Consider the following 13,620-nt stretch of genomic DNA (forward strand, 5'->3'; position numbering starts at 1 on the left):
TCATGACCGAGAACCAAACCCCTTGCGACACCATCGTTCTGGTGCACGGCCTCTGGATGACGCCGCGCAGCTGGGAGGGCTGGAAGGCTCACTACGAGCAGAAGGGCTACCGCGTTCTGACGCCCGGGTATCCGGGCTTCGAGATCGAGGTCGAGGAGCTCCGCAAGAACCCCGACGTCATCGCCAAGCTCACGGTGCCCGAGACCGTCGACCACCTGGCGAGCGTCATCGAATCCGTTGAGGTGCCGCCGATCATCATGGGCCACTCGTTCGGCGGCACGCTGACCCAGCTGTTGTTGGCCCGCGGGTTGGGCGCCGCCGCAGTGGTGGTGGACTCGGCTCCCACCGAGGGTGTCCGCGTCAACCCGCTGTCCCAGGTGAAGTCGCTTTTCCCGGCGCTCAAGAACCCGGCCAACATTCACAAGGCGGTCGGCTTCACCCAGGAGGAGTTCCACTACGCGTTCACGAACACACTCTCCCGCGAGGACTCCGACGCCGCCTGGGAACGCTATGCCATTGCGGCCCCAGGCAGTTGGGTCTGGCACTACGGCCTGATCGCGAACTTCCAGCCCGGCCACCAGGAGACGTGGGTCGACTACGACGCCGACCGCGCGCCGCTGCTCTTCATCGGGGGCGAGAAGGACCACATCATGCCGCCGTCGGTGAACAAGTCGAACGCAAAGCACTACTCGAAGTCGCCGGCCGTGACGGAGTATTACGAGTTCGCCGGTCGCGATCACTGGACTTGTGCCGCGCCAGGCTGGGAGGCCGTCGCCGATCACGCGTTGGATTGGGCGCTGGCGTATGCCGACACGAAGCCGCGGGGCCGACACGTTGTCTGATTTCTAGGGCAGTTATCCACAGTCTGGGTTTCATCCACAACTTTGGCTCGCCAACGCGGTGTCCAGGCAACACTTGTCGCGTGGTCGCTTAGATTCGAAAGTATGTTCGAGGGTTTCGGCGATGCCGTGCTAATCACCACCATTGGTGACGAAGCGCGCGCGGAGGCCGCTGCGGCGGCGCGGCGGCTAGCTGCGATCGCCGAGTTGGCCGACCGGCGCTGCAGCTCTGAGTTGGCCCTGTCCCGCGAGTATTGGGCCTGCGATGCGTTCGACAGCGTGGCCGCCGAGGTCGCCGCCGTGCAGACCATCAGCCACCGCGCCGCCATCAGGCTGGTGCATCAAGCGCTCGCGTTGCGCCACCGGCTGCCGAAGGTGGCTGCGTTGTTGGCCGAGGGCATCATCACCGTCCGCATCGCGGCCACGCTGACCTGGCGCACCCGGTTGGTCGACGACCCCGAGGTGATGGCGCGCGTCGACGCCGACTTGGCCGCCGCAGCCACCCGGTACGGATCGATGTCGGAGGCCAAACTGGAAAGCCAGGTCGACGCCTTGATCCAGCAGCACGACCCGGCCGCGGTGCTGCAGTACCAGGCGGCGGCGCGTGGCCGCGACGTCGGGTGCGGCGATCCCGACGACGCCACCGGCACCAGATCACTATGGGGCCGGTTGCTGATCACCGACGCCGAACTGGTCGAGCGACGCCTGGAGGCGATGGTGCGCGCGGTGTGCCCCAACGACCCGCGCACCGTCGGCGAGCGCCGCTCCGATGCCACGGGCATCGTCTTCGCCGGCGGCACCGATCTGCCGTGCCGCTGCGGATCAGCCGATTGCCCGGCCGCCGGGGCCGACGCCCGCGCCGACAAGATCACCATCACCGTGCTCACCGACCAACACCCCGACCCGGGTAGCACTGCCCACCCCGACTCTGACCCCGGACCCAGCGACCCCGAGCCCACCGGCGAGCCACCCACCACCGGTGCGTCGATCGGCATCATCGCCGGCGGTGGGGTGGTGCCCACTCCGCTGCTGGCCGAACTCGTCGCGATGGGTGCGGTCGTGACCACCGCACCCGACCCCGCCCAGTGCGGTCCCGAACCGGGCTACCGGCCCTCGCGACGGCTGCAACGCCTGGTCCGCAGCCGGGACATGACGTGCCGGTTCCGCGGCTGCAATCGCGCGGCCGAGTACTGCGACCTCGACCACACCATCGCCTACGAGTCCAGCCGGTTGACTCATCCCGGCAACCTGAAGTGTTTGTGCCGAAAACATCACCTGCTCAAGACCTTCTGGATCGGAGCAGGCGGCTGGGCCGATCGCCAACTCCCCGACGGCACCATCGAGTGGACCAGCCCCACCGGGCACCGCTACCGCGTCGCACCGGGTAGCCGCATCCACTTCCCACACTGGGACACCACCACGCCCGTACCGCCACTGACGCCGACGCTGGCCGAGCCCTGCGCAGATCGCGGGTTGGCGATGCCGCTACGCACACGCACCCGTGCCGCCGAACACGCCGCCCGCATCCACCGCGAACGAAAACGCAACCAAGACGCTATCGACAACAACCCGCCCCCGTTCTGAGACGGCGGCCCGGCACAAATCGCGCTAACGGCAAGCGAATTGAGTTTCGTCGAATCTCGACGCTACGGAGAACTGACCGCGTAGAGATGCCACTCGCCGGGCACGCCCTTGAGCACGTGCGCGCCGCGGTCGTCGAACGCGAGTCCTGACCCGATCACGAGGTCGCGCAGTGTGCTGGACACCAGCACCTCGTTCGGCCCTGCCAGTGCGCTCACGCGCGCTCCGATGTGCACCGCGATTCCGCCGATGTCGTCGCCGCGGACCTCGCACTCGCCGGTGTGCAACCCGGCACGCACCTCGATGCCGAGCGCCTGCACCGCGTCGCGAATTGCCATCGCGCAGCGGATCGCTCGCTGAGGACCATCGAACATCGCGAGAAAGCTGTCCCCCGCGGTGCTCACTTCACGGCCCCGAAACCGCGCCAGCTGTGCTCGGACGACGGCGTCGTGTGCATCAAGCAGCGCATGCCAATCGCGATCGCCGATCTCGGCGGCCCGACGGGTCGAGTCCACGATGTCCGTGAAGAGGACGGTGGCGAGAACCCGGTCGTCGGCTACGTCGGCCTGGTGTCCGGTGAGGAATTTGGCGACTTCCTGGAACGACGCTCGCCAGGGTTCCACGCTGTGGTAGAGATTGCGGCCCGGCACCTCGACGTACTTCGCGTCGGGTATGTGCTCGGCGATGTACTTGCCCTTCGCGGGCTGAACCCTCACGTCGTCGGAGTGCTGGACAACGAGAGTCGGCACACGAATTGTCGGAAGTACCGCCCGCACGTCCAGTTCGGAAAGGATCGGCAACATGAGGGCGAGGGTCCGCGGGCTGGCCCCCAGGCGTTCTGCTCGAGCCCACGTCGCCCGGATCTCCTCGTTCCACGGCATGTCCGGGTTTGCCAGATGATGGCTCTTTCCGCTGCCCCACATGCGGACGAACGCGGCGTGAGCTTCGTCTCGAACGAGTGTGGTGCCAGCCGCATCTGCGTAACCGTCGAGCACCACCAACGCGGTCGTGCGCGACGGATGTGTCGCCGCGAACAGCGCAGCGGTCGCGAACGCGAAGTTCGACGCGACGAGAACCGCTTCGCGACTCCCGAGGTCGTCGAGCACCGCGGTGATGCTGTCGGCCCATTGCTCCAGGGTCGGCAGCGCGTCCGGTGTGACGGGATCGGAGGCTCCCGTGCCCGGCTGATCGAAGTAGATCAGCCGACCGAGCGATGTCATCGCCTCGATCCACCCCTGAAACGATGGCAACTCCGGACCAACCTCACAGTTTGTGAACCAGTTCGGGACGGACACGATGTCACGCGGACCCTCCCGTGACGCGCGATAAGCGACACTCAAGTCCCCGTTCAGCGCATACCGTGTCTCCGAGAACATTGCGGAAGTCTAAGCCGAGGAGCGCGTGGCGCGGTGCGCATCTGCGGCGTTTATGCTGCTCACAAGCGTTCTGGTGAAGTGTTCTTCGGCCCGTCGGTGCCACCACACCCGCCACCAACAACAAGCCCACGCCATCGCCGCCGAACGCAAACGCAACCAAGCCCACCTCGACGCCAACCCACCACCGTTCTAGTTCCTAGGCACTTCCCAGGACGCTCGGGCGTTGTCGAACCATGAGCATTCCGCCATACCAACCGCCAACGCCTCCTCCGACGCCGGGAGCGGGCAACACGCTGCTGTGCCCGAAGTGCGCCGGTGTGATGAAGACCTACGAGCGCAACGGCGTGCACCTCGAACAGTGCGATACCTGCCGCGGGATCTTCCTGGACTTCGGCGAGCTCGAATCGCTGACGCAGATGGATAGCCGGTTTGCGGCCGCGCCGCCGCCGCCCCAGCAGCCGGGCTACGGCCAGCAGCCGGGCTACGGATACGGGCCGGAGTGGGGTAATCGCGGCGGGAAGCACTACCGCAAGCAGGGCTTCGGTCGGCTGTTCTTCTCCAGTTAGCCCATGCGGGCGCACGCCGCGACCAGTAGCTCGTCGGGCTGGTTCGCGGCCGCAGCGACGACGGCGGCGCGGGCGAACGGCTCGAGCACCGGCCATGGGTCGCCGGCGGGCACCGCGGGTCCATCGACCTCCCGATAGCCGTCGAGGAACGCGAACCAATCCGCATCGGGTACCAGCCCGGCCGCCCAGAACCCGGCTGGACGGCCCAGGTCGGCGGCCGGGTCGCCGACTCCGAGGTCGTCGACGTCGATCAATACGTACGACCCTTCGCGTCGACCCAGCTGTCCGAGGTGAAAGTCGCCGTGTACCAAGGTGATCGGTCGGTGCCCAGCCGGCCGCAGGCCGGCTGCCGCCCGCCGGATCACGGCGGCGTCGGGTCCGTCGCCCAACCTCGCGAGCGCCCGGGCCAGCCGTGCCGGACCCCCGTGCGGTAGCGCGAAGTCTCCCGGCGGCTCGCGGTGCAGGGCAGCCAAGAGCCGGCCGGCGTCGCCCCACGGCAAGGCAGCCGGGTCCGGCGTCACCACCTCGACGCGCGGCCACCGCGTCTGCCAACGGTCGCCGACCGGTACGGGGTCGAGCGTGAGCGGGGACAACAGACAAACCGACCGGGCCGCGACCCGCAGGCGTTCGCTCAGTGCCTGCGGGTCGGTGCCCAGTCGGTGAGTCTTCAGAACGACGTCGCCGTCGACGACGATCAGCGACGCGGCAGCGGCTGCGGCGCCGCGAGGTTGATCCGGTTCCACGCGTTGATCGTGACAGCCATCGCGATGACCTGGCCGAGTTCCCGCTCCGAGAACACTTCGGCCGCTTGCGCATACACCTCATCGGAGACAGGGCCGTGACGCAGGTCGGTGATCGCCTCGGTGATGGCCAGCGCGGCACGCTCCTGCTCGGTGAACAGGTCGCCGGCCTCCTCCCACGCCGCGACCAGGGCGAGGCGCTGTTCAGTCTCCCCGTGTTTGCGCGCGTCGGCGGTGTGCATGTCGAGGCAGAACGCGCAGCGATTCATCTGCGAGGCGCGGATCTTGATCAACTCGGCGATGGTCGGGTCGATGTCCTTGGCGGACGCGGTGCTCAGCGTCATCATCGCGTCGTACAGCTCCGGCGAGGCCTTGTAGATCTTGATGCGGTCGGTCGTGTTCTTGGTTTCGAGTGTTTGGGTCATGCCACCACGGTAGCGACTAAACACCCATCATCATGGTTCAATTCGTACATGGTTTCATGGGCCAATTCGGGGCGCCGCGACCTCCACCTGGATCTGGGGGAAGCCATCCGTCCTGGTACGAGGGGCGCCAAGGACCAACTGGTCGGCGCACTGCGTGACGCCGTCCGCTCCGGGCAGCTGGCGACCGGCACCGTGCTGCCGCCGTCACGGCAGCTCGCCACCGACCTGGGCTTGGCCCGCAACACCGTCTCCGAGGCGTACGCCGATCTCGTGGCCGAAGGCTGGCTGGCGTCCCGGCAGGGCGCAGGCACCTGGGTGGTCAACACCCGCGACATCCGGTCCTCGAACCGGCCCCGCGGCGCTCCGGGCCAGCCCGCCCACAACCTGATGCCCGGTTCCCCCGACGTGTCGGCCTTCCCCCGCAACGCGTGGCTGGCATCGGCGCGCCGCGCGCTCACGGCCGCACCCAACGAGGCACTGCGCAACGGCGATCCGCGCGGCCGCCCCGAACTGCGGGAGGCGCTGGCCGAATACCTCGGACGCGCACGCGGTGTCCGCACCTCCCCCGACAACGTCGTCATCTGCGCGGGCACCCGCAACGCCGTCGAACTGCTGGCGCGCGCGTTCGCCGGCCGCGGACCGATCGCCGTGGAGGGCTACGGGCTGTTCCTGTTCCGCGACGCCATCGCCGCGATGGGCGTCGCCACCACCCCGATCGGATTCGACGAGCACGGCGCCAAGGTCGACGAACTCGACCACCTCGACGTCGCCGCGGCCCTACTGACGCCCGCCCACTTCTTCCCGCACGGCGTGCCCCTGCACGCGGAGCGACGCACCGCGCTCATCGACTGGGCCCGTCGCACCGGCCGCTACGTGCTCGAGGACGACTACGACGGCGAGTTCCGTTACGACCGCCAGCCCATCGGGTCGGTACAGGGCCTCGACCCGCAGCGGGTGGCCTATCTCGGGTCGACGAGCAAGAGCCTGTCCCCCGCGCTGCGACTTGGCTGGATGGCACTGCCGGACGACCTCGTCGAACCGGTCATCGCCGCGGCGGGCGGTCAGCAGTTCTACGTCAACGCCATCGATCAACTGACCATGGCGGACTTCATCGCCGTCGGTCAGTACGACAAGCACATCCGCCGCATGCGCATCGCCTACCGACGGCGCCGTGACGAATTGGTAAGGCGGCTAGCCAGATTCGACGTCGGCATCAGCGGCCTGTCGGCAGGCCTGCACCTGCTCCTGCTACTGCCCGACGGCACCGAACACGCCGTGCTGCGTAGGGCGGGCGAAGCCGGCATCTCGCTGTCCGGGCTGTCACTGTTGCGGCACCCGCTGGCCGGTGACGACGTGCCCGAAGCGGACGGGTTGGTGGTCAACTTCGGCGGACCGGCCGAGCACGCGTTCAATGCCGCGGTGGACGCGTTGTGCGATGTACTCGAGGCCAGCGGCCTGACTTGACCGGGTCGTCCGCGCACGGGTGCCATACTGCTCGGCAGCACCTCGTCTGGACCGCATTGCGTCGTGCTCACCGATCGAGGCGAGTGATGTTCATGTCCGGGGTGCGCCGATGACCTCTCCGTCAGGCCGGTTCATGGCCGCCCTCTCGGCGTACCCCGACGGGGCGCTCGGCCCACTTCAACTGTGCGCGGCGTGCGTCGAGGTACTACCCGTGGACCGGGCGGCGGTCACGATTAGCGTCGCCGCCACGGCGTGGGAACCGTTGAGCGCCACCGACGACACCGCGGCCAGCATCGAAGCGCACCAGTCGATCACGGGCGAGGGCCCCGCCATCGACGCGATGCGACGCGGCGGTCCCGTACTGGTCGACGACCTCGCGGCGGAACTCGATCGGTGGCCCGGGTTCAGCGCTGCGCTCGGAAGCGACGCCCGCGGAGCGATGTTCGCGTTCCCGCTGCAGATCGGGGCCATCGCGGTCGGCGTACTCGACCTCTACCGCGCCGATCCGATTCCTTTGGAGCCCAACGAGATGACGAAGATGTTGGCCGTCGCCGACATCGTCACCATGGTGCTGCTGTCCCGCGTTCCTCCGATCAACGGGGTCGCGAGTGCGGCTGACGTGTGGTGGACCCCGTCGCCGGCATCCCGCGAGGTTCACCAGGCGACCGGCATGGTGGTGGCCCAGCTGGCCGTCCCACCCAGCGTCGCCTACCTGCGGCTGCGCGCCTATGCGTTCGCCCACGATCGGCCGCTGACCGAGGTGGCCCGCGACGTGATCGAGCGACGTTTGCGCCTCAATCCCGATGAGCATTGACCGAGGGTGGGTATAGGAAGACGATGGATGACGATGAGGAGAGCGCAATGACCGGTCGTGAAGGCCCACTGGTCCAGGCGTTCGTCGCGTTGGCGGACACTCTGGTGGACGACTACGACGTGGTGGAGTTCGCCCAGCAGTTGGTGGAGGACTGCGTCGCGCTGCTCGACACCGACTCCGCAGGTTTGTTGCTCGACGACCTGCGCGGTGGGCTACAGGTGCTCGCCTCGACCAGCGAGGAAACCCGGCTGCTCGATCTGCTTCAGATCCAGTCGGACGCCGGGCCGTGCCTGCAGGCCTACCGCACCGGGCAACAGGTGCTCGTCGACGATCTGCGCGCCGACCCGTCGCAGTGGCCCGAGTTCGCCGCGCGTGCCAGCGCCGAGGGCTTCAGTGCGGTGTACGCCATCCCGCTGCGGCTGCGCAGCGAACGCATAGGCGCGCTGAACCTGTTCCGCACCAAGCCCATCGGGATGACCGAATCAGACCTCCTGGTGGCTCAGGCGCTGGCCGATGTCGCCACGATCGGGATTCTGCACCAACGGGTACTCACGCGTGGGGCCGTGGTCAACAGCCAACTGCAGACGGCGCTGAACAGCAGGATCGTGATCGAACAGGCGAAGGGCGTGCTCGCGGAGCGCCAGGGCCTCGACATGGACCAGGCCTTCGTGCAGTTGCGGTCCATGGCGCGGAACTCCAATCGCCTGCTCAGCGAAGTGGCCCGGCAGGTCATCGAGGGCTCGAGCGAAGCCCAGCAGAACAGCGAGCCACGGCGCTAGGCTCAACCAATCGTTGCTCCAGACTCCCGGTGACGGCTCACGTATTGCCGCGAGCGGAGGAGTCGGGCAATGGAGGAACGGCGGCGGGCGACTCCGCCCACCGAGGTCTCGGGGTACCTCCGCGCGCTTCCGGCACTGCTGCTCCTTGACCGGATCCCCACGGCAATGCTCGGGGTCGGACTCACCGGCGACATCGTCTACGCCAACCCAGCCTGCGCGGACATGCTCGGGCACGCCGACGCCGAGGCCGTGCCGCGATTGCACCTGCCCGAACTACTGGTCGGCCACCTCGATCGCTCGCCGGGCGATTGTGTCGCATCACTGCGGTTCGCCGAATCCATCGTCAGCTGGAATCATGCCGACGGTCACGTGATTCGGACGACGGTGTCCGCGCCGCTGCTCTTGCGGAAGTCCGACCCACTGGTGCTGATCGGCATGATGGACGTGACCGACTGGCTCTGGGCCGGCGGATCGTGCTAGCGGTCAGCGTGTCGAGCCGTCCGGAGCCCGCTGACTAAGCTGCCCACGTGGCCGAGCCCCCGATGTCGCCCAATCTGAGTCTGACCACGCAGGTGTGGCGGTTCACCGTCACCGGCGGATTGTCGGCGATCGTCGACTTCGGCCTGTACCTGTTGTTCCTGTGGTTGGGCCTGCACGTCAACGTCGCCAAGACGCTGAGCTTCATCGCGGGCACGACGACGGCGTACCTGATCAACCGGCGCTGGACGTTCAAGGCGCCCCCGAGCACGTCCCGCTTCATCGCCGTGTGCGCGCTCTACGCCGTCACCTATGCCGTGCAGGTCGGTATCAACTACTTCTTCTACATGCTGTGGGACGACAAGCCCTGGCGCGTGCCAGTGGCGTTCGTCATCGCGCAGGGCACCGCGACCGTCATCAACTTCGTGGTCCAACGCGCGGTGATCTTCCGGTTGAAGTGAGGGCGGTACCCTCAATCCACGATGGCCACGAACCTGCCGACGACCTCGCGCGCCCTGACCGGTTTCGGGCGAACCGCACCGTCCGTCGCACAAGTCCTCAAGACTCCCGACGTCGAACTGATTGCCACCGCCGTCCGCGAAGCCGCCGACGCGACCTCGTCCAGTCCCTCGTACCTACGCCGCGGGGTACTCGCCAGGGGGCTCGGCCGCTCCTACGGTGACCAAGCGCAGAACGGCGGCGGTCTCGTCGTCGACATGACCGCGCTGAACAAGATTCACTCACTGTCCGCCGATTCGGCGGTCGCCGACGTCGACGCCGGCGTCAGCCTCGACCAGCTGATGAAGGCCGCACTGTCCTTCGGACTGTGGGTGCCGGTACTGCCCGGCACGCGCCAGGTCACCATCGGCGGAGCCATTGCCTCCGACATCCACGGCAAGAACCACCACAGCGCCGGTAGCTTCGGCAACCACGTGCTGTCGATGGACCTGTTGATGGCCGACGGCGAGGTCCACAGCATCACTCCCGACGGGCCGGACGCCGAGTTGTTCTGGGCCACCGTCGGCGGAAACGGCCTGACCGGCATCGTGGTACGTGCCAGCATCGCGATGACCCGGACCGAAACCGCTTACTTCATCGCCGACGGCGTGGCCACCAAGGACCTCGAAGAGACCGTCGCGGTGCATCTCGACGGCAGCGAAGACAAGTACACCTACTCGAGCGCCTGGTTCGACCTCATCAGTCCACCGCCCAAGCTCGGCCGGGCAGCGGTCAGCCGTGGCAGCCTTGCGACGCTGGACCAGCTACCCAAGAAGTTGGCCAAGGACCCGCTCAAATTCGATGCGCCGCAACTGCTTACAGTTCCGAACGTCTTCCCGATCAGCGCGATGAACAAGCTGTCTTTCATGGCGATCGGAGAGGTCTACTACCGGCTCGGCGGAACCTACAGCGGCAAGATCATGAACCTGTCGCAGTTCTACCACATGCTCGATCTGGTCGGCGGTTGGAACAATGCCTACGGGCCAGCGGGTTTCGCGCAACACCAGTTCTTGGTGCCGCCCGATGCGCTTGACGAATTCAAGGCCATCATCCGCTGGATTCAAACCCGTGGCCACTACTCGGCGCTGAACGTGTTCAAACTGTTCGGCCCGGGCAACCGCGCGCCGTTGAGCTTCCCGATGGCCGGGTGGAACGTCGCGATGGACTTCCCGAACAAGCTCGGCGTGAACGAGTTCCTCAACGAACTCGACGACCGTGTCATGGAATTCGGCGGACGGGTCTACACGGCGAAGGATTCCCGAGTCAACGCAGAGCGATTCCACCGGATGTATCCGCGCATCGACGAATGGATTGCAGTGCGCCGCAAGGCCGACCCGAATGGTGTGTTCGCCTCCGACATGGCCCGACGCTTGGAGCTTCTCTAAATGGTTCTCGACGCCACTGGCAATCCACAGACCATCCTGCTCCTGGGAGGCACGTCCGAGATCGGGCTGGCCATCTGCGAGCGCTACCTGCGCGACGCCAAGGCCCGCGTAGTGCTGGCCGACCTCCCCGACCACCCGCGTAAAGCCGACGCCATCGCCGCCATGACATCGGCCGGCGCCAAATCCGTCGAGTGGATCGACTTCGACGGCGTCAAGAGCGACACGCATCCCGCGGTGATCGATGCGGCCTGGGCCGGCGGTGACGTCGACATCGCGATCGTGGCCTTCGGGCTACTCGGCGACGCCGAAGAACTGTGGCAGAACCAGCGCAAGGCCGTGCAGATCGCCGAGATCAACTACACCGCAGCGGTTTCCGTTGGTGTACTGGTCGGCGAGAAGATGCGCGCGCAGGGTTCCGGCCAGATCATCGCGATGAGCTCGGCGGCCGGCGAGCGGGTGCGGCGGTCCAACTTCGTCTACGGCTCCACCAAGGCCGGACTCGACGGCTTCTACCTAGGGCTCGGAGAAGCGCTGCGCGAGTTCGGAGTTCGCGTCCTCGTCATCCGTCCAGGACAGGTCCGCACCTCGACGACGATCGCGCACTGGAAGGCGACCGGCGCCAAGGAGGCCCCGTTCACAGTCGACAAGGAGTACGTCGCCGAGCTCGCTGTCACCGCGTCGGCGAAGGGCAAGGAACTGGTATGGGCGCCAGGGGCGTTCCGGTACGTGATGATGGTGCTCCGGCACGTCCCGCGACCGATCTTCCGCAAGCTCCCGATCTGATCGTGCCCCTGCGGACACTCGGCCAGATGCTGGCCGCCATCGCGGTGGCGGTCGTCGTCTCGGTCGTCGCACTGGTGGCGATCGCACGGGTCGAGTGGCCCGCGTTCAATTCCAGTAATCAGCTTTACGCGCTGACTACGGTTGGTCAGTTCGGTTGTCTTGCAGCGCTTCTCGCATCCGGATTACTGTGGCGACGGGGCCGCCAGTGGCTGGCCCGCTCGATTGCCGTGGTGTTCCTTTCGGCGTTCTCAGTCGTCACCCTGGCCATGCCGCTCGGCGCCACCAAGCTGTACCTCTTCGGCGTCTCGGTCGACCAGCAGTTCCGCACCGAATACCTGACCCGGCTGACCGACACCGCCGCCCCGCACGACATGACCTACCTGGGCCTGCCGCCCTTCTACCCGCCGGGCTGGTTCTGGATCGGCGGCCGGATAGCCGCGCTGACCGGAACGCCGGCCTGGGAGATGTTCAAGCCGTGGGCGATCATCTCCATCACCGCGGCCGTCGCCGTCGCACTGGTGCTGTGGGTGGCGATGATCCGCTTCGAGCTCGCACTGGTCGTGACGACAGCGACCGCGGCGGTCATGCTGGCCTATGCCCCCGCGGAGCCGTACGCCGCGATCATCACCATGCTGCTGCCTCCTGTGTTCGTGCTGGCGTGGTCGGGGTTGCGAGGGGCGCGGCGCGGGACCGGCGGGCAGGAGCGCAGCGACTCGGGGAAACAGCACCGCGGGTGGGCCGCCGTCATCGGCACCGGCCTCTTCCTCGGCGTCGCCGCGCTGTTCTATTCGCTGCTGCTCGGCTATGCAGCATTCACGCTGACGATCATGGGCTTGCTCGTCGCGGCGACCCACAGAAGCTGGGCGCCGCTGCTGAGACTGCTCGCCATCGCGGCGATCGCGGGGGCGATGTGGCTGATCGGCTTGGGTCCGTGGCTGCTTGCCGCCATCAAGGGCTCGCCCGCCGACACGGGGACCGCGCAGCACTACCTTCCCATCGACGGAGCGCAGCTGACCTTCCCGATGCTGAGCTTCACGCTGCTCGGCGCGCTGTGCATGGTCGGGACGCTGTGGATGGTGCTCTACGCCCGCACGTCGACCCGGGCAGGTGCGCTGGCGGTAGCGGTGCTCTCGGTCTACGCGTGGTCGTTGCTGTCGATGGTGACCACCCTGGCGGGCACGACGCTGCTGTCGTTCCGGCTCCAGCCGACGTTGACGGTGCTGCTGAGCGCCGCGGGCGCGTTCGGGTTCGTCGAAGCCGCCATCGCGATCGCCGCGCGCTGGCCCACCCACTCCCGGCGCATCGTGGCGGCCGCCGCGACAGTGGGCGCCATCGGCGCGATGACCTTCAGCCAGGACATCCCCGACGTGCTGCGGCCCGACATCACCGTCGCCTACACCGACACCGACGGCTCCGGGCAGCGCGCGGACCGGCGGCCACCCGGGGCCGAGCGGTACTACGCCGAGCTCGACGCGAAGATCCGCGAGACCACCGGTCGGCCGCGCAACGAGACGGTCGTGCTGACCGCCGACTACAGCTTCCTCGCGTACTACCCGTACTACGGTTTCCAGGGCTTGACCTCGCACTACGCCAACCCATTGGCGCAATTCAAGGAGCGCTCCAAGGCCATCGAGAGCTGGGCGACGCTGACCAAGCCCGACCAGTTCATCGCGTCACTCGACGCGCTGCCCTGGGCGCCGCCGACGGTCTTCGTCATGCGACACGGCGCCAACGACACCTACACGCTGCGCCTCGCGTCGGACGTCTACCCCAACCAACCGAACGTTCGCCGGTACCAGATCACCCTCGACTCGGCGCTGTTCGACGACCCCCGTTGGTCGGTTTCGGACATCGGTCCGTTCGTCCTCGCAATCCGGACCACTAACATCTAGC

14 protein-coding genes are annotated in these 13,620 nt (G+C 67.3%); 11 read left to right on the plus strand and 3 right to left on the minus strand.

Annotation, left to right across the window (positions count from 1 at the left end):
* The first annotated feature begins 2 nt into the window (after positions 1 to 2).
* Positions 3 to 842: an alpha/beta hydrolase gene (locus SLQ33_RS04500; RefSeq protein WP_319452607.1), complete on the plus strand. Its 840-nt coding sequence runs from the start codon at positions 3 to 5 to the stop codon at positions 840 to 842.
* Between the two features lie 102 nt (positions 843 to 944).
* Positions 945 to 2,423 (plus strand): HNH endonuclease signature motif containing protein, encoded by a 1,479-nt coding sequence (locus SLQ33_RS04505; RefSeq protein WP_319452608.1) that lies wholly within the window; start codon positions 945 to 947, stop codon positions 2,421 to 2,423.
* Positions 2,424 to 2,485: 62 nt separating this feature from the next.
* On the opposite strand, the gene SLQ33_RS04510 is transcribed toward SLQ33_RS04505, so the two are convergent.
* Complete coding sequence (locus tag SLQ33_RS04510) at positions 2,486 to 3,796, minus strand: adenylate/guanylate cyclase domain-containing protein (RefSeq protein ID WP_319452609.1); 1,311 nt, start codon at positions 3,794 to 3,796, stop codon at positions 2,486 to 2,488.
* A 233-nt stretch (positions 3,797 to 4,029) separates the two neighbouring features.
* Between SLQ33_RS04510 and SLQ33_RS04515 the strand changes: the two genes are divergently transcribed.
* Positions 4,030 to 4,362 (plus strand): zf-TFIIB domain-containing protein, encoded by a 333-nt coding sequence (locus tag SLQ33_RS04515; protein ID WP_319452610.1) that lies wholly within the window; start codon positions 4,030 to 4,032, stop codon positions 4,360 to 4,362.
* Here SLQ33_RS04515 and SLQ33_RS04520 read toward each other — a convergent pair.
* Positions 4,359 to 5,105, minus strand: coding sequence for a phosphotransferase family protein (locus tag SLQ33_RS04520; protein ID WP_319452611.1), 747 nt, complete (start codon positions 5,103 to 5,105; stop codon positions 4,359 to 4,361). The two genes, SLQ33_RS04515 and SLQ33_RS04520, sit on opposite strands and share 4 nt — an antisense overlap.
* Positions 5,057 to 5,527 carry a carboxymuconolactone decarboxylase family protein gene (locus SLQ33_RS04525; protein ID WP_319452612.1) on the minus strand — a complete coding sequence of 157 codons (471 nt, stop codon included), beginning with the start codon at positions 5,525 to 5,527 and terminating at the stop codon, positions 5,057 to 5,059. Before SLQ33_RS04525 ends, SLQ33_RS04520 begins: the two co-directional genes overlap by 49 nt.
* Positions 5,528 to 5,575: 48 nt before the next feature.
* On the opposite strand from SLQ33_RS04525, the gene SLQ33_RS04530 reads away from it, so the two are divergent.
* The 8 genes from SLQ33_RS04530 to SLQ33_RS04565 all read left to right on the plus strand — a co-directional run bounded on the left by SLQ33_RS04530 (position 5,576) and on the right by SLQ33_RS04565 (position 13,619).
* Complete coding sequence (locus SLQ33_RS04530) at positions 5,576 to 6,991, plus strand: PLP-dependent aminotransferase family protein (protein ID WP_319452613.1); 1,416 nt, start codon at positions 5,576 to 5,578, stop codon at positions 6,989 to 6,991.
* Between the two features lie 109 nt (positions 6,992 to 7,100).
* Positions 7,101 to 7,805 (plus strand): GAF and ANTAR domain-containing protein, encoded by a 705-nt coding sequence (locus SLQ33_RS04535; RefSeq protein WP_319452614.1) that lies wholly within the window; start codon positions 7,101 to 7,103, stop codon positions 7,803 to 7,805.
* Between the two features lie 47 nt (positions 7,806 to 7,852).
* On the plus strand, positions 7,853 to 8,584 hold the full coding sequence (locus tag SLQ33_RS04540) for a GAF and ANTAR domain-containing protein (RefSeq protein ID WP_319452615.1): 732 nt from the start codon (positions 7,853 to 7,855) through the stop codon (positions 8,582 to 8,584).
* 69 nt (positions 8,585 to 8,653) lie between these two features.
* Complete coding sequence (locus SLQ33_RS04545; protein ID WP_319452616.1) at positions 8,654 to 9,064, plus strand: PAS domain-containing protein; 411 nt, start codon at positions 8,654 to 8,656, stop codon at positions 9,062 to 9,064.
* A 62-nt stretch (positions 9,065 to 9,126) separates the two neighbouring features.
* Positions 9,127 to 9,522, plus strand: coding sequence for a GtrA family protein (locus tag SLQ33_RS04550; protein ID WP_319453253.1), 396 nt, complete (start codon positions 9,127 to 9,129; stop codon positions 9,520 to 9,522).
* Positions 9,523 to 9,543: 21 nt separating this feature from the next.
* Positions 9,544 to 10,944 carry an FAD-binding oxidoreductase gene (locus SLQ33_RS04555; RefSeq protein ID WP_319452617.1) on the plus strand — a complete coding sequence of 467 codons (1,401 nt, stop codon included), beginning with the start codon at positions 9,544 to 9,546 and terminating at the stop codon, positions 10,942 to 10,944.
* Positions 10,945 to 11,727: a decaprenylphospho-beta-D-erythro-pentofuranosid-2-ulose 2-reductase gene (locus SLQ33_RS04560; RefSeq protein WP_319452618.1), complete on the plus strand. Its 783-nt coding sequence runs from the start codon at positions 10,945 to 10,947 to the stop codon at positions 11,725 to 11,727. It begins immediately after the preceding gene.
* Between the two features lie 26 nt (positions 11,728 to 11,753).
* Positions 11,754 to 13,619 (plus strand): galactan 5-O-arabinofuranosyltransferase, encoded by a 1,866-nt coding sequence (locus tag SLQ33_RS04565; RefSeq protein ID WP_319453254.1) that lies wholly within the window; start codon positions 11,754 to 11,756, stop codon positions 13,617 to 13,619.
* Position 13,620: the final 1 nt, after the last annotated feature.

Origin of the sequence: Mycobacterium sp. RTGN6 (assembly GCF_033804605.1) — a bacterium.
Taxonomy (GTDB): Bacteria; Actinomycetota; Actinomycetes; order Mycobacteriales; family Mycobacteriaceae; genus Mycobacterium.